The sequence below is a fragment of the Achromobacter sp. genome, from assembly GCF_050285585.1.
GTDB lineage: Bacteria > Pseudomonadota > Gammaproteobacteria > Burkholderiales > Burkholderiaceae_B > Achromobacter.
Genome location: NZ_JBLZXF010000037.1, coordinates 1 through 21,528, shown reverse-complemented (window position 1 = coordinate 21,528; position 21,528 = coordinate 1). Strand labels below are relative to the sequence as shown.

Sequence of the window (21,528 nt, the reverse complement as noted above, 5' to 3'; positions counted from 1 at the left end):
CTCCTTAAGCAGCGCGAGCGATTTCGGCGACCTGGCTTTCGCCATGTACCTCGGCCAGGCGGGTCACGAACTCATCGACGAACACGCGCATGTCGGCGCCCACGTCCTTGTTGCGGCCCTGCAGCCGGTTGTAGCCAAACAGCGCCGGGATCGCGACGAACAGCCCCATGGCGGTGGCCAGCAGCGCGGCCGCCATGCCCGGCGCGATGGCGTTGATGTTCACGTCGCCCGCCATGGCGGTGCCCAGGAACACCACCATGATCCCCAGCACCGTGCCCAGCAGGCCGATGTACGGGCCGCCGGCGATGGCGTTGGACAGCACCCCCATGCGGCGACCCAGCGTCTGCGCTTCTCTGCTGCGAACAGCGTCCATGGAAGCGCGGATGGCTTCTATGGTGGCGCCGGAGATCGACGAGGTGTCGGCGCCCTGCGCACGGCGTACGCGCAGTTCGTTGACGGCGACTTCGTACAGACGCCACAGCGGAGCCTCGCCCAAGGCGCCCTTCAGCGCAGCGTCGTCCATCAGCATCTCAAGGCGATTGCCGATCTTGGAGAAAGCCAGGCGGAACCGGGCATTGCCTTCTTCCACGCGCGACACCTTGCGGTTCTTGGAGATCATGACCACCCACGACTGGATCATCATGAAGACCAGCACGGCGATCACGATCCACGCGTCCAGGGGAACGGCATTGAGCAGATAGCCCAGCCCGCCAAAGCCGAAGCCCGACTGCTCTTCGTCGGCGCCGTAGACCACCAGCCGCGACTCGGCGCCCTGGGCCATCGCGTCGGCCCTGATGACCGCCGCCGGACGCGCGATCTTGGAGATGCGGATTTCGTCGATGGCGCCGATGAACGGCGTGTAAACCACGGCGGGCGTCACAGGCATGGAGGCTTGCGCGTCAGCGCCGGGGGCTGTCGTCGCCGCGGCGCCTTCGGCGGGCGCGGTCTCAGGAGCCGCCGCCACGGCCCCGGGCACGTCGCCGCCGATCGCGGCGACCGTGTTCAGCGCGGGCAGGCTGACGCCCAGGGTGGCGGCGGGCTGCCCGTTGACATACAGCACGGCCTGCCTGCCGTCGGCGGTCACGGCCAGGTGTTGCCAGGCGGCCGGCGATAGCGGTTGGCCGGGTTGCGTGCGCTGGCCGTTGACCTCGACGAATGGCACGCCATTGTTCACGCCGATCAGCAGCGAATTGCCGCTATCGCGACGGGCATAGACGAGCTGCGTGCCGGCCGGCCGGTCGGCGCGCACCCAGGCGCTGAAAGTGAAGGCGCCGGCGGAAGGCAGCGCCATCGAGGGGCTGGCGGGCAGCATCAGCGGCGCGCCGCCGGCAAACTGCGCGGCGCGACCGATCACGCCGTCCACCATACCGGCCGGCGCGGTCTGCGCGTGGTTGCTGTAAGCCGTGGAATCGCGTGGCGGCGCGTCGGGCGCGCCGTTGAAGTGGTACACCAGCGTGTAGTTGGGGTCGAAAGCCAACTGGCCGTTGGAAGTAGCCGGCGCCTGCTGGTTGCCGTAGTACATCCAGATATCCTGGCGCTGCGCACCCACGACCTCGGGGATGTCGACCCAGACCAGCGCCATGCCCAAGAGTGGATCGAAGCTTTCGATCTGATGGTTCAGCACGGTCTTGTCGTCGCTGGCGACAAAGCGCAGGTCCGAGCCGTTTTCATTGACGCCGTCGAAGGCGAAGTTGGCGGTGTGCAGGCGCACCAGCAGCGGCACGCGGCCCACGTTGTCATTGATGGCGCCGGCCTGCGCCGTCGTATCCACCGAGATCTGCTTGCGAAAGTTCCAATCTGCCTGCCACCAAGCCTTGGCGGTCAGCGGGAACGCGCTGACGACCAGGGTCAGCATCAGAAAGAGTAAGCGTTGCATGGTAGTCGTGCTCCGGAAGGCCTTCATCCGTATGGGTTAATAGGTGGCGCGCAGATTGAAGTTGAGGCGCGAATCGTTTTTCTTGGTGACGTCGCCGTCGCGCAGGGCATAGCCCCAGCTCAGGCCGCCGTACAGCCAATCGAAAACCTGTATGCGGGTACCCAGGCCGACGCTGGCCAGGCCAAAAGAATGCTGCTGCTCGGGCAGCGGATCGCGCAGGCGCAGGTATGCCCAGTCGGCGAAAGCGAAGAAGCGCCATTCATTCACGAGCGGACCGGCCCAGCGGGACAGCGATGGGGTGCGAAATTCGAGCGACGCCATCAGGCCTTCATCGGCCGCGCGTTCCGCGGCCAGGTAGCCCCGCACGCTGGTCGCGCCGCCGGCCGAGAACTGCTCGTTGGACACCAACGCGCCCGACGCCAGCTGGAAGCCGCCACGCGCAAACAGCTGCCAATCGCGTCCGACGTCCTGGGTGTGGGTCAGATCGCCGCGCAACAGCGCGAAGCTGGGGCTGGCCATGTAGCGCTTGTAGTCGAAGTCTTCCGCGCTGCTACCCAGGCCGAACATGCTGCGCGAGGCCGCGACCACGCTCAGGCTGACCGAGCTCTGCGCAAGCTCCGTATAGCGATAGCCGTCGTACGACAGCGTGAACGGCAGATACTTGAGCGGCACGCGATCGCGGTCATCGCCGAAACGGATCTGCTCGTCGAAATCCTTGTAGTCCAGGCCGAAGGAAAAACTGTTGTACCAATTGCCCAGCGGCTCCATGCTGTAGGTCGCCATCGCGCCAAACGAGTGGCCGCGGCCCAGCACATTGGTGCCGCCGATGGTGGCCACGTCGCTGTCGGACTTGTAGCCCGAGAACTGCAGACTCCAACGGTCGGACAGGGGCATGGAGTAAGAGCCTGACCACACACGGGCGTTGGACGGTTCCTGGGGCGCAGTGAAAAAGGTCAGCGAGAAAGCATGGCCGCGCTGCCACAGGTTGTCATGGCCGAGCGTGAACATGGCGCGCAACTTTTCGGTGTCGGCGCTGTAATCGTTGTTCAGGCCCGCGCTGGCGCTCCAGGGACTTTTATCTTCGACCTTGAGGTCGACGTCCATGGTGCCGGGGAACTTTCCCTCCCGCACCAGCGGCATGACCTGGCGGCTGGACGTGCGGTTGAGCGCCGTCAGCTCGACTTGCGCCTTGTTGAAATTGGGCACCCCGCCTTCCTGCAGCGCAGGCACCTCTTCGCGGATCTCCAGCGGCGAGTAGTGCTGCGCGCCCACCACGCGCAAACGCCCCACCTTGGTCTCGGTCACCTGCAGAATCACGACCCCGCCCGTCACCTGCTGTTCGGGCAGGTCGACGTACACGGATTGATAACCCTTCTGGTGATAGCTGTCTTGCAGAGCATTACGGGCCGACTCGATGTCGGACATCGTGCGTTCAGGCCCGAGGAACGGGTAGACGGCTTTTTCGATATCGCTCGCGTCGAGCACTGAGTTGCCGCGCACGATGTATTCGCTGATGTTGACGCGGCGCTCGTCCGATTGCCCGGAAGGCGGCGCGGCAGCCGCGCCTGCGCCAGCCTGGGCGTAGGCGCCGGGCTGCACGCCCAGCGCCAGCACTGCCGCGCCCAAGACCTTGAACCACACGCCCTGTCCTGCGTTTTTCAACTGATGCATGGAACCGCACTCAATACCGGTTGGTTTAGGAATGGAGACGGCCGTGGCTGGGGCAGATACGCCAGCAAACCGGCTGTCATGCTCATTTACACATTCCTAGACGAACGGCGATCGTGCGGAGTGCTCGATGTCACAAAAACTTCATGCAGAAATCCGCGGAAGCGGGGCACGCGCCCCGCATCGGGCTTACAGTCCCAGACTCCGCAACTCGTCTGGCGTCAGACTCGAAACGTCGCCTTGCGGATGGGACCCACGGGCGAGCACCTGGACCATGTGGTTGGGCGTATAGCGCTGTGCCTGCTGCCCGGCCGGAGGCACCGCGCTGGTGGGCCCGGGCGCCGGGGCGCCGCCTGGAAGCGGTTCATCGCCAAAGCCCAGGATCTGCACGCTGATGATCGACGGCAGGGCCTTCTGCGCGGCGGCGCGCGCGCCCTGGGCCGCATCGGAGGCGGCCGAGGCCGCGTTCGAGGCCGCCGTGCTCGCGCTGGTGAGCGCGCCGACGTTGACCGCGGCGATCACCGGGATGCCGGTGGCCTCGCCCTGCGCCTGGATATTTTCCGCGTTGACCACGCGCAAGGCGGCCACATTGACATCGCCCGAGACGCGAATACCCGCTTCGCCCGCGTCGACGGTGCCCAGCGGCGCGATCAGATCGATATCGCCCGGCGAAACCTCCGGGATCGGATTCAGCGTCGCGATACCTGCGCCGGTGCTGGGCGCCGTCGGCGACAACGCGATGTTGCCGACGCTGTCGTACACGCGGCGCTGCGGGGTGTAGACCATGCTGGTCTTGCTGCCGCGACCGGCGTTGATGTCGCCCTGCGCCGACCAGGCCAGGATGCTGCCGCCAAAGGTCGTGAAGACGCGGCTCTGGCCCATCAGGATGCTGTCCATCGCATAGATGTTGATATTGCCGTCGCCCTGCGTGATCACGCCCGAACCGGGCCCCGGATTGAAGCCGCCGTCGATGCCGACCAGCGTGCGCCCGCCCGGCGTCATGAGGTTGATGTCGCCGCCGAAGTTGGTGTGGATGCCCGCGTCCAACACGTCATAGAACGACACGTTGTAGCCGGGGCTGCCCATGGCCTCCCACTGCGCCTTGGTGATGTATTTGGCGCCCGCGCGCGGACGTGACTGCCCGATGGGGTTGTTCACGTAGTCAGCGTTGAAATAGATCGCGCTGCTGAACATGGTGAGATCGCCTTCACGACTCAACGCCTTGCCCTGCGCGTCCTGCGCGGGGAACAGCGTGGCGATGGCTTCGCGTCCGCGCAGATAGCTGCCGGCGCGCTTGCCCCCGGCCTCGTTGTATTCGCGGCCGGATTCACGCAACTCGGCGTAGTAGATATTGCGCAGATAGGCGCGCTGCTGCTCCGCCGGCAGCGCGTCGAAGAAGGTCCGCGCGTCCATGGTCGCCGCATCGTAATGCAGGGCGAGACCGTTGGCGCCGCCAAAGCGCTCGCTCAACCAGTTCACCAGATGCAGCTGGCTCTCCCGCTGGAACTCGCGCGCCAGCGAACGGCTGCTGGCGGTACGCCCCTCGGCAAGCGCGGCCGCGCGCGCCGCATCCAGCTCGGCCTGCTTCTGCGCCAGGAAAGCCTCGGCGCCCGACGCGTCGCCGGTATAGCCGAACTCGTCTTGCAGCCATTGCGCCAGCTTCAGCGAGCCGCCATAGACCGTCACGACTTTGCCCGGCTGGTCGGCCAGCGGCAAATCCAGCGCTGCCTGATTGGCCGGATTCAGATAGCGCTCGGCAAAGGCATTCCAATACACGCCCTCGCCCATGCCGGCCGACACCGAAATACCGGCGCCGCCGCTGCGATCCCCCGACGCGGCGCCGCCGCCGATCGGCCCCAGGCTCTTGATTTCGCCCTTGTTGCCCAGGTAGACGTGACGGCCCGCCGACACATCGAGCAGGCCGGTCCCCATGATGTAGAAGCTGCTGTCACGGATATCGCGGCCCGCCTCCACCACCGATATCTCGTCGGCATAGGCGTGCGCGATCAGGTTGCCGCGCGTCGAGGCGTTACCCACCTTGGCGGCGCCCACCGTGGCGTCTTTCCCGCCCAGCGTGGTGCCGGACCCGACAATGTCCCGGCCGGCGCGGATCGACACCGGGATCGACGCCTCATAACGGCCTTGCTCGAAATCCGCCTGGAAACTGGGCAGCACCGCCTGGCCGACGCGCAAGCCGACGATATCGCCCTGCACCGCGTAATAACGCGCCGGCGCACGCCCCGCGACCGCATCCGCGATGGTCGCGGGACTGCCAAAGGTGAACAGCGCGGCCGTATTCCGTCGTCCGCCATCGGGGTTCGGGGAGCCGTTATACCCGATCGTGATCCAGTCGTTGTAGGGCTGCGATTCGGCGGCGGCGTTGGTGATCAACAGGGCGTTCCCGCCCCAGGGGCCGCCGCCGGTCTCGGCCAGCTTGCCGACAAACCCCGGACGGAAGGGGCTGGCCATGGCCAGCGGATCGGCCGTGGAGGCCGAGAGCACATAGCCGGCGCCCAGGATCGAGTCCCGCGCCAGCAATTGCAGTTCGCCCTTGCCTGTGGCGTTGACAAACTGTCTGCCCACGGGCGACGGCGCCAGCACGGTGCCGTAGCGATAGCGCAGGACCGGGCCCTGGACGGCGGCGGTCGCGCCGCTTGCGCTGGCGCCGTAGTACAGGCTGCCGTTGGGCGCGACCGCGCGCAGGATCGACGGATAGAAATAGCCGTCGCCGTTGGCCGACTGATTATGTCCCTCGCTGCCCCAACGCGTGTCTTCACTGCCCGCGATGTCATCCCAGGCCGCGGTCGGCGTAAGGTTGCCGCCCGCGCTCAACAGATCGATCGCGGTGGCCGGCGTCCAAAGGGAGAACCAGCTCCAGCCGTCGCCGTCATGCGCCGCCCCCTGGTAGGTGAATGGCGTCGCGCTGAGCTGCATCGTGCGGCCCGGATCGGCCGCGCCGCCCAGCACCAGGTCGCCGCGCGTATCGATACGGACGGCCGAGTCGCCCAGCACCAGGATGGGGCCGCCGCTGGCCGCGCCGCCCGCGGCCGTATACACATTGCCCAGGCGCGAGTCCATCTGGTCCCGTCCGCCGCCGTAATTCACCTTCACGCCCCCGACAGCCCCGCCATCGATCGCCGTGGCGCCGCGCAGGTTGACGAAAGTGCCGTTGAGGTCGTATTCGTTGCGCCGCAATTGCGGGTTGGGGTTGAGCGCGCCGCCCAGGCGCAGGGTGAGATCGCCGCCGCCGGTCTGCACCAGCTCGCCGGCCGGCGTGATGCGGCCGGTGCCGGCCACGGCCAGGTGCAGGCCCTGGCTGCGCGGCGTATGCGCCCGCAGGTTCCAGCTCGAAGGAATGCCGCGCGCATCGATGATGCCGGCGTCGCCGCCCGCTTCCACGGTCAGATTGCCGCCACCCAGCGTGCCGATGCCGGTAAAGCCCACGAGGAACGGATCGTTGTTGAACAGGCGTGAGCCAAACGCATCGTATGTGCCTTTGGCATCGCCCGCGACATAGGTGCCGAAATTGATCCACCACGAAGCCGGCGTGGCTTCGGACCCGGTTCCGATGCTGCCCGTGCCCTGGCGCCATAACCAGCTGCCCACCGTGACCGTGGGAATCTGCTCGCGCGAGTTCCAGAACTTGTAACCCTCAGGATCGCCGTAGTTCTCGTTGCCGCCGATCAGGTCGCCCTTGATATCGCCTTGCGCGCGCAGAAGCACGTTGCCGCCGTGCTCCGGATACCAGGCCGCGTACAGGCTTTGGGCGCCGCCATCGACCAGCGACTCGAAGCCCGCGCCTTCGGCGCGCAATATCGTGCCGTCGCTCAAGCGCCCCCGCGCCCGGTGATAGGCGTCGCCCATCGAGGCCGACGGCGTGCCCGCCGTATAGACGCCGTAAAGCGAGGTCATATTGAAATCGCCGCCGGACACCAGGTCCAGATTGCCCGCGCCGGTGCGCAGCACGCTGAACAGCTGCTGGCGCGCGGGATGATAGGACGTGACCGTCTCCGGCGGACCGCCGGCCGACCCGCTGATCATCTCTCCCATGCCGTAGACATTCAATTCATCGGGACTCGAACCGATCAGCCCGAACGCGATCAGCTCGTCGATCTGCGCCTGCGTGACAGGCTGGCCCGATACCGGCGGCGTGCTGAGCGAGACTCCCATCATGTCCATGAAGGCCTGGAACTGGCTCAGGTCGGCCCAGGCAAAACCCGGGGCCTTCACATTGACCATCTCTCCCATGCCGTAGACGTTCAGTTCGTCCGGAGTCGAACCGATGAGGCCGAACGCCACCAGCTCGTCGATCTGCGCCTGCGTGACGGGCTCGCCCGATACCGGCGACGAGCTGAGCGCGACTCCCATCATGTCCATGAAGGCCTGGAACTGGCTCAGGTCGCCCCATACATAAGAGGGCTTGCCGCCGGTGCCCGGGACTTCGGTCACCATGGCGCCCAGACCGAAGTGCGGATCCGCCAGGCGGAGCTGGGCCGTCGTGTTCGCCAGGGTCAGGCGCGTGTCCGCGGCCTGCAGATCGGCGCCCGCCACCAGGCGCAGGTCCCAGGACTGCGAGCCGGCCGGCAGCATCGGCGCCAGCGCAAGATTGCGGCCCTGCGTGCCGTCGGCGCCGGTGGGCCGCAAGTTGACCATCTCGACGCCGCCTGGCAGCACGACATCGGTCTCGGAGGGCACGAGCGCGCCCTTGGCCAGCGTCAGCGGCCGTGACAGCTTCATCGCCACCGGCAGCACGACGCCCTTGGGCCAGATCGTGGCGCCGATCTGCGCCTGCGCGGGCAGGCGGAAGCCGGCGGCCAGCTGCATGCCGGCCTCCAGCGTCAGCGGCGTTTGCACCACCGAGCCCGCGGGGTGAACGACATTGCCCGACGCATCCAGCACCGCCGAGGCCAGCACCGTGCCGGCGGGCAGCGTCAAGCTCTGCGCCAGCGGCATGGTGACGGGCAGACGCGTTCCCGCAGGCAACGTCAGGCCATCGACCGGCAAGTCATAGTTCAGCGTGCGGCCGCTGGCGAATTGCGTGCCCGCATCCAGCGTCGCCATGCCGCCGTGCGGGATGACGAGATCGCCGCCAAAGGGCATGCGGCCAGCGGGCAGGACCCAGCCGTTGTCGTCGTTCGTCACCCCCAGCCTGGTCGTATCGAAACCGTCGGTAATGCTGCCGAACAGCGTCAGATCGCCCTGGGCGCGCAGCACCAGAGCGCCGGCTTCGCCCGAACCGTAGACGCCGGTGCGCTGCGTGCCCGGGTTGACACCGGCATAGCGATAGCCCGAGAGATCGATATCGCCATCCACGTGCAGATCCCCATGGGGATTGACCGCCGCGTTGCTGACGATCTCCACGCCGGGGCGCAGGTGGAACTGTTCGGTATAGCCGCGCAGCCCCGCGAGCTTGCCCTGCATCAGCGTGCCGTTGGCCAGGGCGTTGTTGATGAAGGCAACGCTGTCGGCGTGTTTCGCGTCCAGGTAGGCCTGGTCTATGCGTTGATAGCTGCGGCCGTCGACGGAGGCGTCGGTGCCAACCGGCGCATCGTCATAGGAATGGAAGGCGTTGACGGCGATGGACCTGGCTCCGGTAATAACTACCGCGCCCCGGGCGTCGATGTCGACGTCGTTGCCGCTGGCGCCGCCCAGGCGCGGGGCATTCAAGGTCACCGTACCGTAGTTCGCGCTCGCGCCGTCCACGGCAAGGTCCATGCGCACACCGTCGGCCAATGTCAGACGGCCATAGCCCGAGTCGATCTCGACGATGGCGCGGTTGGGCGCCTCGATGACCTGGCCGTAACTGTCGCGGCGCAATACGCTGGCGCTGGCGTCGAGCACGGCGCCGCCGGCAAGCGTCACGCCCTGGTTGGCGGCGAGACGGATACTGCCGGCGCGTTCGCCACCGGCGTCGATCGTGCCGTTGACCGTCAGGCTGCCGTTATCGACCGAGATATTGATCTCGCGGGCCTTGAGCTCGCTACCGATGACAAGATCGCCTTGCTTGAGCTGGAAACTGCGGCCACCGAAGACTTCGCCTTCGGTCAGGCGCAAGTTCAGGCCGGAGAAATCCGCGATTCGCCCGGCTCGTACGTCGATGTAGCCTGCCGCGTATGGCACGGACGTGCCGCCCGCATCGTAATGGCCGGTGCTGCCGCCGTGCATCGTGCCGTTCAGGTCGGCCGTGCCCGCCAGGGCGAGCACGGTCAGCCTGCCCGCGCGGTTCTGCTTCGCCGACAGGTCAATGGTCGACGCGGCACGTTGCATGACACTGCCCTGACGGCTGTCGAGAATGACGTCGCCGCCCCAGCTGTACTTGCTGACGTCGAAGAAATGCAGTTCACGCCCGGCCAGGTCCAGCTGCGCGCCGTCTTCCAGCACCACATCCTGCAGCGCCGATGCCGTGAATTTGCCGCTGGGCAGCAGCACGGCGGTATTCAGCGTCAGGCGCGTGCCGGCATCCAGGCCCAGCGTCGCGCCCAGCGCATTCGCCAGGGTCGCGTTGTCGGCCAAGGGAGATGCCGAACCGGCCGGCGCGGTCACCACGATCGCGCCGCCCGCCTTGATATTGTTGACCGATCCCGCCTGACCCGTTAGCAGCGGCGTGTTCAGACGCAGATCACCGCCGCTGTAAGTCCAGGCCTTGGCCGCCTCATCCCAGGCCCCCTGCGATTGATAGACCGACAGCGCGCCCTTATGGTTGGCGGTGATGCGCTCGCTGGCGTTGAGGTCCACGCCGGCAAAGCCCAATGCCAGACGCTCATGCGTACCCACGGTGTCGGGCTGGCTCAACGGGCCGTAGCCGAACTCGATGGTCCGGGCATCGACCACAAAGCGGCCGCGGCCCGTGCCCGCGCCGCCCGCGATGACATTGCCGGCAGGCGTGGTCGCGCCGTTCCATACCAGCGTGCCGGTCTCGATGCGGGCCACGTCGCCCGCGCCGCCATGCCCGTAGAAGGCCGGCGCGCCCAGCACCAGGCGCTCGAGCGATGATTTGCCCGTCGCCTTGTCGATGGTGCTGAGGTCCACGCTGCCGTAGAAATTGACCGAGTCGCTTGCGGTAAGAACCAGGTTCTCCAGCGCCGGCGCTCCGGTGCGGGTGTCGCCCCGCAACAGGCGCGAGAGCACGTCCTGATTCAGCGTAAGACCGGCAGGCAGGACGCCCGCGGCCTTGGCCTGCGCGAGCGTCGCGGTCGTGCCGATGTTGATGCCGCCCACGGCCAGCGTCAGGTTGCGCGTTCCGTAGCGTACCGACTCGCCCAGTTCCAGCGATTTATTGGTCGCGGCGGTAATGCTGCCTTCCGAGTACAGCATGGTATCGCCCGCGCAGCTTGCGCCCGCCGCGCAAGTGCCGATGTGCAGGTATCCCGCCCCGTTCATGCCGTAATCGTCAGCCGTCGGCGAGGTCAGGTTCAGCCAACCGTTGGTGACGGCCAGCACGCCGGCCTGTCCTGGTCGCAGCACATAACCGTCGTTCGAATCCCAGGCCGCCCTGCCCTGTCCCAGCGTATTGATGCCTGCGCCCTGCTCGATGGTGAGGCCTTGTTCCTTGTTGCTCACCACCAGGAAGACGGAGCCGGCTTCCAGCATCGCGCCCCGGCGCAGGATGAGCTCGCCGGTCGTACCGCCGCCGAGGCCGACCTGCCAGGAATTTTCAGTGGAGAATCCGCTGGCGGTCTGCGTGACGAAGGTGGATGTCGGCGCGCCGCCGATGCTGATGGTGGCCGCCTTCAAGTTGTTGAGCGTGCTGGCATGAACCGACGTGCCCGCAAAGCCTTCGGTGGGCGCGGCGCCGTCGGCCAGAATCTCGATGCGGCTGCCGTTCAGGACCGCGGCGCCGCCTCGCCCGTCCTTGGCGGGGGTGAAGTCCACCGTGCCGGCGGCGACATCCAGCCGGCTTCCCGGCGTGAGGTGCAGCTGCCGCGCATCGCGCTCGAGCTGCGGGCGCGGCGCGCCGTCGCGCAGCGCCCAATTCAGGCCGAACTGCGCGTAACCCGTCTCGTTGAAGTTCGAGTAGGTGCGCAGCGTGTCGGCCGGCGTCAACACCACCGAGGTGGTCTGCACGTCGGCAATGCCGGTGTTGGCGAAACCCAGGCGGGCGGCCGTGGTGTAGGACGCATTGCGCATGCGCCCGCCACTGCCGAACGCGGCGTTGCCAACCGCCCGGCCATTCAACTCGACGCGGAAAGCGCCCGGCAGCAATGCATAAGTGGACGGCAACAAGGTATAGGTTCCGGCCGCCAGGCCCGGTACGCCGTCGCCGACGGTGATCTGCCGACCGATCATCGGATCGCCCGCGCCCTTCTCCGCCGCGATGGGCGCGGCGGCGGGCTGCGCGCCAGGCACGATGGCGTAGACCGGGTTGCTGGACAGCGACGGCAGCGTAAAGCCGCTGCCATCCCACTTCACCTGCATCAACGGATTCAGGCGCGCGTCGGTCGAACCGCCGCGCCCCGTCAAAAAGCCCGCGCCGGTCAGCTCGCCGCCGCCGGACAGATCGATCCGCGCGCCGGACTGGACCTCGATGCTGTCGCCTGTCAGGCTCACATTGCCCAGGGCGCCGCCCAGGCCGGCATAGCCGGCATCCGCGCCCGCGTAGTTATAGGTCAGGCCATCGACGGTGCCGCCATAAGGCATGAGCAGGCCCGCCGCGCTCACCGAGGTGGTGCTGCCCGGACGCAGGGTGATCGTGCCCGGCGGTTGGTCGCCGCTCGCGGCGATGCCCAGTTCCAGGATACCCAGCGGCGCGCGCAGCACGCCGCCCTGATCGATATTGGCCGAATACAGGCGCAACGTGCCGAAGGCCGAGTACGGCGTGGGCGGCGCGGCGCCGTCTCCGCTACGTTCGATACGCAGGCTGCGCGCGGCGTCGTAGCGGGTTTCATAAGAGCCCCATTGGTTGAACGCGCCGCTACGCCCGGCGATCACCTCGCCCAGGGCGCCGGTGGCCGGATAGATCTGGCTGGCCGCCAGCAGCAGATCGCCTTCTGTCGTCAGGGATGTACGGTCGCCGACCGCATGCTTCAGGAACCGCAGATCGTTCCGGCTGCGCAGTTCCACCTGTTCGAATCCCTGGCGCGACACCAGGGCCTTGTCGCCCTGCATCGAATAGCCATAGGCGCCGAATGCAACCCTGTTGATGACATCCAGCACGCCGGCTTCCACGCGCAGCCGCGTGGCGTCGCCCAGCTCGACCATGCCGCCTTGGGTCGAGGTGGGTGCGTTCAGGGCCGGCATGACGTGCTGGTCCTTGCCCAGACGCGAGGCGCCCGCCAGGCGCACATAGGGCGCGGCCAGCGTGACGCGGCTGCCGGCGGGCGCGCCGTCGGCCAACGCGAAGGCCGTGCCGACCAGGTTCAGTCCCTGGCCGAGCGTCAGATCGACGCCGCCTTCCAGCGACAGGACGCCGTTGACCAGCAAGGACAGATTGTCGAAACCGCCTGCCTTGATGCGGTCGGCGCCGATGCGGCCACGGCCATAGACCAGCCCGGCATCGGATTGGCCCGGCCTCAGATCGGCCGCCAGGCCCGTTGGCGTCTGTTCCCGCAGCAATTGAAGTTCGCGCGGCGCCAGCACGCGATCTGCCGGTCTGCCCGCGATGCGGTAATTGGGCGACTCCAGCGCCAGCGACAGCGTGCCGCCGGCCGCGCCCGCGCCGCCCGAGGCGGCCGTCATTTCCCCGTCCAGGTACAGGCCATTGAAGCTGGCCAGGTGGATCGCCCCGCCGCCGGAGGCCACCAGCATCGCCCCCTTGCCGTTCATATCCAGCATCGTCGCCGCGCCCGAGGCATCCAGGCGCGCGCCCTCGCGGATGACGATGAAATTGTCGATGGCATCGGCCTCGGTGGCGTACGCCCGGTACGCGCCGCCGATCTCGATGCGCCCGCCATCGAGCACCGTGCCGTAACGACGGCCCTGGCTATCCAGCGCGCTTTGAGCCAGACCCGCGACATCCAGCACCGCCTCGCGCCCGATCCACACCGAGCCGTCATGCCCCTTGAGACGCGTGACGTCCTGCGCGCCGGCGCCCAGGCCGTAGACGCCGATGCGTCCGCCCGCCGCGCGCAGCGTACCGTCGATGGTTATCTGGCCGTTGTTCCGCAAGATGATGCTTTTGCCCGGATCGACCTCGATGCGCGCGCCCTCGGCGATGACGAGCGGCGGCGCATCGGCATTCTCCAACGTGCTGCGCGCGTTGCCGGCGGTCAGGGTCAGGCTTGCGCCGCCTCGCTGCGTCAGCGCGCCTCGCGCCGGGCTTTCGGTGAACAAAGGCGGCAGCCACATCGTCAGCGCCGCGTGCGGATCGGCGCCGGTGGCCACGCCGCGCGCGATGGAGAAGTCGGCCTGCAAGACCGGCATGGTCACGCGCAGATCGGCGCCTTTGGCCACGGCTAGGCCATCGCCGCCCGTCACCGCGTAATGCGAGAACCCCTGCTGGAAAAGGCCGGCGTCCAGCAGCAGCAGGGGCTCGACCGCTACCGCGCGCGGCAGGCTTGCGCCCGCGCGGATCAAGGTTCCGGCCGAGAAGGTGACATCCGTGGGCGCGAGATTACCCGCCGGGATCACGACGGGAGTGGGCGCAAGCGGTATGCCATTGGCATGTATCGCGGCGTCCACGACATAGTTGGTCGGGAAGTTCGCCGGATTGACGATTCCCGTGATGACCGTTCCCGCCGGCAACGTCGGCGGCACGTACCAGCTGGCGGTATAGCCCGCGACCCTCAGGGACTGGCCGTTCGACAGGTTGACGCTGTAGAACGCGTTTTCGCTGCTGGCCTTGGGCAGGGTCCAATCGGCTCCCACCGTCAGCCAGGTCGACGAATCGCTCGCGATCACTCTTGGCGCGCCGCCGACCGCCTCGCCAGGATTGGCGTGCGTGCGGATGGAGTGGTAGTCCAGGGGCAACACCGCGCCTTCGGCAATGGTGAAGTCTTCGCTCGTGACCAGGTCCACCGGCGCGCTCTGGCCTGCCTGCAAGGCGCCGTCGGCGCCAGCCACCCGTCCGCCGATCACGACGGCGCGGCCATTTTGCAGGGTCAGCGTGCCACCGCCTTCGACGCCGTAACCGCGCAATTCGCCTTGCAGCGTCAACCCTCCCTTGGCGGCGGTGGCCGCCGCGTACGCATCGGCGGCCAGCGTGATGTCGCCGCCCTTGCCTCCCAGCAGACTGTCATCGCCCAGCAGCGCCGCGCCCGAGGACACATCCAACAGCGCGCGCTTGCCGACGGTGACGTCGCCGCTGCTACGCGCGACGATGCGACCGCCGTCGATGTGCGGCAGACCGCTGAGGTTGCCGTCGCCTTGCTGCAGATTGCTCCAGATGCCGCGCGCGTCCAGGGTCACGCCTTCGCCGATCGACACACGCGCCGTATAGCCCGCCGGCGCCGTCGTCGCCAATGGCAGGTCCTGCCAACCCGAGCTGACGTTGGGGTATTGCTCGACCATGTCGCCCAAGGCGATGGCCCCGCCGCGCGCGGTCAGGTCTGCATTGACGTCGACTTGCGTCGCATGCAGCGCGATCTCGCCTCCCGCCGCCACCTTGACCGCGCCGTCGACCTGCACGGCGCCGTTCGCGTAGGCGCGCAACTCGCCCAGTTCCAGGCCATTGAGCCAGTCTGCGCTCAGGGTGATGCGCGAAGGTTCGGTTTGCGTCGATGCCGCCTCGGCGTCCTCCGAATCCCGCGGCATGCCCAGCACGATCTCGTCAACCACCGCCCCCGGCGTATAACGCAGATTGCCCGAGGCCTCGTCATACACCGGCTGCCAGGTACCCAGGATCAGGCCCGCGCGGCGCGGCGCGGCCGTCTGGCTCTGCTGATAGCCGTCCAGGCGCGACTGCGGCGCGTTGATCTGCCGCACGCCCTGAAAAGCCTTGGCTTCCACATCGCCGTCCAGCGTAGCCTGGCGCGTGCCGATGATCAGGCGGCCCGCGTCGCGGCCCACCGTGTAGCCTTCTTCCCAGCGCTGCGCCTTGGCGATCAAGGGATTGAGGAAGGTGTCCGTGCGCCCCCAGCGCACGCTCTTGCGTTCATAGCCCGTGTACGAGGCGTCCTCGGGAAAGAGCAGATCGCCCGGCGCGCGATCCACGGTATAGAGACGGCCGTCGCCGCCGCGCAGCCAACTCTGGTTGAGATAGCCGCTTTGCACGTCCAGCGAACCGCCCGAAAGGTTGATGCTCGAGCCCGCTCGCGTCGTCACCCCGCCGCCGGCAAAGTTGACCGTGCCGCCCTGCGCCATCCACTCGCCGATGGTATGGCCGGTGGTGCCCAGGTACCCGCCCACTTCCAGCAGGCCGCCTTGGGTATACCATCGGTCGGTTTCATAGCCGCCCGTACCGGCCGGCACCAGCACCAGGTAGCGGCGGTCCACCCACACATTGGTGTTGTTCAGATTGCCGGACTCGCGATTGCCCGAGGCGTCGCGCTGCTCGTTGCCCTGGATGTTGATCTGGACGTTGTTCGAGGCCATCGCGACTTGCACGCCCACGGCGCCCGAGACGTCCACGGCCGCGCCGGCGTGGATCGTGGCGCTGCCTTCGGCGCTCACCGCCACTTGGCCGCCGGTCGCCAGCGTCAGACTGCCGTCGGTGAAATCCACGTTCTGGCCCGAGACGATCTCGATGCGGGACTGGTCCCGACGGTCGGACTGTTTGGACAGATTATCGAAGGTGCCGCTGATGCCCCGCCGCTGCTGGTCCAGCGTGGCGGACGCTTCGATCAAGGCATTGCGCTGGCCATCGAAGGCGGACTGGCCATCGTCTTCGAGCAGGATGGCGGTGACGGAATCCTTGCCGAGCGTGACCTGGCCTTGCGCGTCGCCCGCGCTGTTGAGCAAATGGATGGTGCCGCGCGCGTTGACCGAGGTCGTGGTCAGCGCCACGCCGTTCTGGCGCACGTCGTGGCCGGCAAGGGTGATGTCGCCTTCGCGGGCCTGGATGAGGCCGGTGTTCTGCACCAGGCCACGCTCAATCGCCGGGTCGACGCGCGCGAGATCGAGATTGGCGTCGGCCTTGGGCGCGATTTCATTGCCGCGCGTGGTCGAGTAGGTCGTGCCGCCATCGGTGCTGTTGGTGACCAGTCCTTTGCGGATCACGAAGCTGTCGCCCGCCGCCAACTGCGTCTGGCCCTTGCGGGTGCGGATGTCGCCGTCATTACGCACGTCCTGGCCCATCAGCAGCACATAGCCACCACCCTGCGTCACGCTGGCGGGCTCATGGGTCTGAATCAATGCGCCCGCCTGCACCGAGACATTGCCCAGGGCTTCGGTGAACGAGGCCGTGTTGGCGTCGGCGCCGTAGATGCCGCGGCTGAGGAACTGGTCGTTGCTGATCCTGGCCGCCGCCGCCACCAGATTGCGCGCGTTGACCTGGCTGCTGCCGGTGAAGATCACGCCGTTCTGATTGACCACCATGACCGAGCCATCGGCGCGGATCGAACCCTGGATCTGGCTGGGCTTGGCCGAGGCCCCGACCACGCGGTTGAGCACCGCCCACTCCGACTGTGCGGTTCGCGCGCCGCTGCGGGCGGCCGCGTTGGCGTAAGTCGCCTGATCGAACACCACCTCGGTGTTGCGGCCGATGTTGAAGGTGTCCCAGTCCAGGATCGCCTTGGCCTGGGTCTGCTCGATGGTCACCGTGGTCTTGCCCTGGGCATTGCTGGCCACGGCGCGTTTGTCGGACACCCCGATCCAGGGCAGCGCCTGACCGTTGGCGTCCTTGTCCCACAAGCCGCCCTGCGTCAGACCGTCGGGGGAGTCGCCGGCCTGCGCCGGGCGATTGCGCTCCTTCTGCCAGGCGGCTGTCTGGCGCGCCTGGGCCTGGGCGATGGCGCCCGCTTCGCCGGCCACGCGATTGAGGTTGTCGACCGAACGGCGCAGTTGCTGCGTCGCCTGGCGGCGCTGTTCGGCCGCCGTCTGCGCGCCCAGGCCCGGCGAGTTCTGGCGCAGGGTGCGCGTCTGCTTGGCGACGTCCGCGCCGACCCACCACGCGCCGGAAGCGTGCGCAACGGATGCGCCGCCCAGCGACAATGCGCTCAGCATGGCCAAGGCCGACAGCGACGCGGCCAGAGGGGTCAAGCGATAGTGAGCGGAAACAGCGGGGTGAGTCATGTGCGACGGTTCCAGGATCTAGCGTGAAAATGGCAGCATCGGGGCGGACGCTTTTCCACTAGACGTTCGACGCGCGAAACGCGGAAATGCCAAGCCATGAATCTTTCATGACAGGCGTTTGTGACACTCAGCCGATCAGCACCAACTCACCCACGCGGCGCAAACGGATGTGATGCGCCGTCCGCAGCAGCTCCAGGGCCTGGTCCAAGTCGCTTACCCGCACGCGCGCCGAGAACCGTCGATCGGCCAAGGCGTCGTCGACCAGCACCACCCTGCCCGGCCGATAGCGGTTGATCTCCTGCACCGCCTGATCCAGCGGCAGGTCATCGAACACCACCACCCCCTCGCGCCAGGCGGACGCCAACGCTGCCTTGGCCAGCGGCGTCGCGGGGCCGACGCGTCTTTCGTCGTAAAAGGCTTCCTGTTGCGCCGCCAACGCCACCCTGCCGGCCGGATGCCGCAACTCGGCCGCGCCGCGCTGGCAGCGCACGCGCACGCGGCCGTCTTCCAGCTGGCGCATTTCGATATCGGCGTGGTCGAGCCTGACGCTGGCCGCGCCCGCCACGATGTCGCAAGCGGGCGCGGACACCGCGGCCTCGCCGCTGATCAAGTCGATGCGCGGCCTGGCGGCGGCGTCGTTCACGGTGATGCTGGTGCGAGTATTCAGGGTGACGCGCACCTGGCCCGGCAGCTCCAGCGAGCGTTGTTCCCCCGCGCCTGTACGGTAGTCGGCCCTGAACTCCGACCAGGATGGCCACAGCCCCCAGGGCGGGCTCACGGCCAGATACGCCGCGCCGGCGGCCACGGCGCCGCCCAGAAAGGCGCGGCGCCCGACGCGCGCCCCCGCGAAACCATGGACCTTACGCGCGGGCTGGGCCTGCGGAACGCGCTGCGCAGCGGTCTCGACGGCCTGCCATTCATGCGCGGCCTGCGACCAGGCGCGGGCGTGCCCGGCGCTTTGCGCGCACCAGGCCTTCAGGGCTTCCAGATCGCGCGTGGTCGGCTGCCCGGTCTTGAGCAATACCACCCACGCGCGCGCCTGACGCAGGACGTCATCGCCTGGAGCGTTGAGTTCGGTCGCCATGAAGGCCTTGTTCATTGTTCAAAAATAAGTGCTATCAACAGACCAGACGATTGACGACGCAAAACCGGAACCGGTCATCGGGTTTTCTTCGGAACATCGCGAGCCTCCATGGCGGCCATGCAGGTTTGAGCGGCGGTCTGGATCTCGCGGCGCACCATGCGCGCCGAGATGCCCCAGCGGCGCGCCAGGCTTTCGGTATCTTCGCCGTGGACGCGATGTGCGATCAGCAAGGCGCTCTGGCGCGGCGGCATGTCCTGCAGCGCCCGCATCGCCGTGTCCAGGCGCTGGCGCGCAGCCAGGTCGCTATCCAGCCCCGGCTGCGCGCCGCGCGCCTGCTCGAACACGGCCTCGATCTCATCGTCGCCCAACAGGCGGGCGTCGCTGCGGATGCGGTCGATCGCCACATTGACGGCGGTATTGACCAGATAGGTGTGCGGGTGGCGTACCTCGTCGAGATTGTCCTGCGACACCAGGCGCACATAGGCTTCGTGCAACGCGTCCGAAGCCATGTCCGACGAGCTCCCGAGGCGGTAGGCCACTTGCCGGCGCAAAGCGTCGTAACCCTGCGTGATCAGCTGCTGCAGGCGCTCCACTCCCTTCCTGCTCATCGCTGGCAGCCTCCCCATCGGGCGGCGGCCTGCGGCGACACCAGCAGGACCATGGGTTGCGCCAGGCCGGCCGGCGGCGGACGTAAGCGCGCCTGCGACAGGGCCTGGCGCACGACAGGCTCCATCTCGGGCCGCGCCTGGACACGCACGCGCAGGTCTTCGACGCGGCGATCCTTATTGATGGAGAAGCGCAACGCGATGCGTTGACGGTCGGCCTGCAAGCCAGGCTGCGCGCACAACACATGCATGATGCTTTGCTGCAGGTATCCGTCGTAGGACAGCGCCAGCACATTGCCTCGATCCGGCGTGGGCGCCTCGGCCTCCAAAGGCACGACCGTGACCACGTCCGAAGAAACGGACTGCGCGCGCATCTGCGTGCCTTTCAACAAACGGCTCAAACCCTCGGCCCGGGTATAACGCCCCCGAACGGACGGACTGCGTTTGCCGCGCACCTGCTCGGTGTCAAAGAAAATAGACAGCCTCGTGATTTCTCCATAGCGCCGCAAGGCTTGCTCCAACGGCAGGGCCGGCAGATCGAACACGTGCGTCTCGGCCGACGCTTGCGCCCATGCCGACGCCCCAGCCGCCCACAGCATGACCGTCATCGTCAACAACCAGACCACGCGCATGGATGGCGGGAGCAGAGGAAAAAGGGGGATTGCCCAAGTGCTGACATCGACAAAACAGGGGCGCGGTAAAAGGATGCAACATCTTGCAGCCGGCGCATGACATGAATCTTTCACGGCACGCCGCAGCAGGTAACACTACACTGTGTTCGCGCTCGGTAGCACTGAAGGAGCCGTCTCATGTCCGTTGCCCTTAGGCCCAAATGGTTACTGCTGCTTGGCCTGGCCCTGCCCGTGGCGGCCGCCGCGCAGCAAGCCGCCTCGCCCCGAAAGCCTGCCGACTCCGCCTGCGTCGATGTCGAAGTCAACGGCCATCGCGCCCTGTCGTACGAGTGCCTCAACGCCCAGATGGCGCCAGCGTCGAGCGCACCGCGCGACAACCCCGCCCTGGCGTCCGAAGAAATCTTCTCGCGTCCCGGCAACCAGATCGGCCAGGTCAATCGCGCGGCGACGTCCAATCGCATGGGCAATACCTTCGGCGCGTCGGCCCAGCCGCAGCGTCCGCCCCGCCCCTGACATCCCAGGAAGCCGCACCTCAGGAGGGGTATTCCAGGTTCAAACGCAGTGCCATCGGCTGGCGCATATCGCGCGGCGGCGGCTCTGACAACGGCTGTGCCGTCAATACCCCGTGCAGGTCGGCATCGGCCTGCGCATCGCCCAGGCTCGCGAACTCCACGCGATGCACCTTGCCGTTCGCCGCCACCCATACTCGCACCACCAGCGGCTCCGGCGGCGTCGATGAGGTACTGTTCAACAGGCGGCCCTGCATTTTTTCGTGCAGTCGCACCACGGCTTCGTTGTTGGGATCGCTCAGCCATGCCTGGAATTGGCTACTGGCCAACTGCGCATAACTCGCCCAATGTTGCGGCACGGTCTGGGCTTGGACCGGCGGCGCCTGCGCCGCGATCAGCCCCAGCCCCAGCAGCCCCCGCGACATCGCGCGCAAGCGGCACCACCAGGCGGCCATGCTCGGTCGGCGGGACACGTCATGGGATGTGGCACGGGTGCTGCGCATCGTGGATCCTTATATTTCACGCACACGGCGCACCGACCGACAAGATGGCGGCGCCTGGCGCGCGGGCGGGCACAGGCCCGGACTGGGTCGGGTTGCTTTCGTTGAACGGTGCGTCGCCATTTCGCTGAAGACGACTGATAAGAATGGGCGATTGTGACCGGCTGTTCTAACCGCGTGATGACGGCTCGAAGGGCCAAAGTGTTGCATCGTCTCGACGATCGCCCGTGGCGTGTCCGCAGCCCGCCTTGCCTACAAGTTGTCACGCCATGTAGACAGGGAGCCCCGCGACATAGACATCACGTCACGTAGACAAATGGATTGACGGCAATCCAACCAGCGGAAAAAAAGCGAAGATGGCGGCCCTATATGCCGAGCGTTTGCCTGCTCGGGAGCCTGAATTGAACACCAAAGAACTCACGTAGATTCGCGCGCTTTGGGCCCAAAAGTGGCCCCGGAAAAACGTAAGTCCTTGATTTGATGGCGCGCCCGACAGGAATCGAACCTGTATCAAGAGCTTCGGAAACTCTCATTCTATCCATTGAACT

8 protein-coding genes are annotated in these 21,528 nt (G+C 67.3%); 1 reads left to right on the top strand and 7 read right to left on the bottom strand.

What is annotated here, in order from left to right; genetic code table 11:
• Positions 1-4: 4 nt before the first annotated feature.
• The 6 genes from ACN6PJ_RS27080 to ACN6PJ_RS27055 form a co-directional block, all read right to left on the bottom strand.
• A complete protein-coding gene (locus tag ACN6PJ_RS27080) occupies positions 5-1,876 on the bottom strand; it encodes a DUF2341 domain-containing protein (RefSeq protein WP_427998862.1) in 1,872 nt (623 codons plus the stop codon).
• A 36-nt stretch (positions 1,877-1,912) separates the two neighbouring features.
• The gene (locus tag ACN6PJ_RS27075; protein WP_427998861.1) at positions 1,913-3,547 is read right to left on the bottom strand and encodes a ShlB/FhaC/HecB family hemolysin secretion/activation protein; all 1,635 of its coding nucleotides are present in this window, start codon (positions 3,545-3,547) and stop codon (positions 1,913-1,915) included.
• 186 nt (positions 3,548-3,733) lie between these two features.
• A complete protein-coding gene (locus ACN6PJ_RS27070) occupies positions 3,734-17,650 on the bottom strand; it encodes a filamentous haemagglutinin family protein (protein ID WP_427998860.1) in 13,917 nt (4,638 codons plus the stop codon).
• A gap of 127 nt (positions 17,651-17,777) precedes the next feature.
• Positions 17,778-18,734, bottom strand: coding sequence for a FecR family protein (locus tag ACN6PJ_RS27065; RefSeq protein ID WP_427998859.1), 957 nt, complete (start codon positions 18,732-18,734; stop codon positions 17,778-17,780).
• Between the two features lie 74 nt (positions 18,735-18,808).
• Entirely contained in the window at positions 18,809-19,342 is a 534-nt protein-coding gene (locus tag ACN6PJ_RS27060; RefSeq protein WP_427998858.1) for an RNA polymerase sigma factor, read from the bottom strand.
• Entirely contained in the window at positions 19,339-19,971 is a 633-nt protein-coding gene (locus ACN6PJ_RS27055) for an STN domain-containing protein (protein WP_427998857.1), read from the bottom strand. The genes ACN6PJ_RS27060 and ACN6PJ_RS27055 overlap by 4 nt, the downstream gene beginning before the upstream one ends.
• 177 nt (positions 19,972-20,148) lie before the next feature.
• Between ACN6PJ_RS27055 and ACN6PJ_RS27050 the strand changes: the two genes are divergently transcribed.
• Positions 20,149-20,484 (top strand): hypothetical protein, encoded by a 336-nt coding sequence (locus ACN6PJ_RS27050; protein ID WP_427998856.1) that lies wholly within the window; start codon positions 20,149-20,151, stop codon positions 20,482-20,484.
• A 19-nt stretch (positions 20,485-20,503) separates the two neighbouring features.
• Here the strand turns inward: ACN6PJ_RS27050 and ACN6PJ_RS27045 are convergent, their stop codons facing one another.
• The gene (locus ACN6PJ_RS27045) at positions 20,504-20,983 is read right to left on the bottom strand and encodes a YbaB/EbfC family DNA-binding protein (protein WP_156124247.1); all 480 of its coding nucleotides are present in this window, start codon (positions 20,981-20,983) and stop codon (positions 20,504-20,506) included.
• Positions 20,984-21,528 lie beyond the last annotated feature (545 nt).

Bases quoted from the DNA above. Each gene is read 5' to 3' on its own strand.
- ACN6PJ_RS27080 (WP_427998862.1), bottom strand. From the start codon at position 1,876: ATGCAACGCTTACTCTTTCTGATGCTGACCCTGGTCGTCAGCGCGTTC.
- ACN6PJ_RS27075 (WP_427998861.1), bottom strand. From the start codon at position 3,547: ATGCATCAGTTGAAAAACGCAGGACAGGGCGTGTGGTTCAAGGTCTTG.
- ACN6PJ_RS27055 (WP_427998857.1), bottom strand. From the start codon at position 19,971: ATGCGCGTGGTCTGGTTGTTGACGATGACGGTCATGCTGTGGGCGGCT.
- ACN6PJ_RS27070 (WP_427998860.1), bottom strand. From the start codon at position 17,650: ATGACTCACCCCGCTGTTTCCGCTCACTATCGCTTGACCCCTCTGGCC.
- ACN6PJ_RS27065 (WP_427998859.1), bottom strand. From the start codon at position 18,734: ATGGCGACCGAACTCAACGCTCCAGGCGATGACGTCCTGCGTCAGGCG.
- ACN6PJ_RS27045 (WP_156124247.1), bottom strand. From the start codon at position 20,983: ATGCGCAGCACCCGTGCCACATCCCATGACGTGTCCCGCCGACCGAGC.
- ACN6PJ_RS27050 (WP_427998856.1), top strand. From the start codon at position 20,149: ATGTCCGTTGCCCTTAGGCCCAAATGGTTACTGCTGCTTGGCCTGGCC.
- ACN6PJ_RS27060 (WP_427998858.1), bottom strand. From the start codon at position 19,342: ATGAGCAGGAAGGGAGTGGAGCGCCTGCAGCAGCTGATCACGCAGGGT.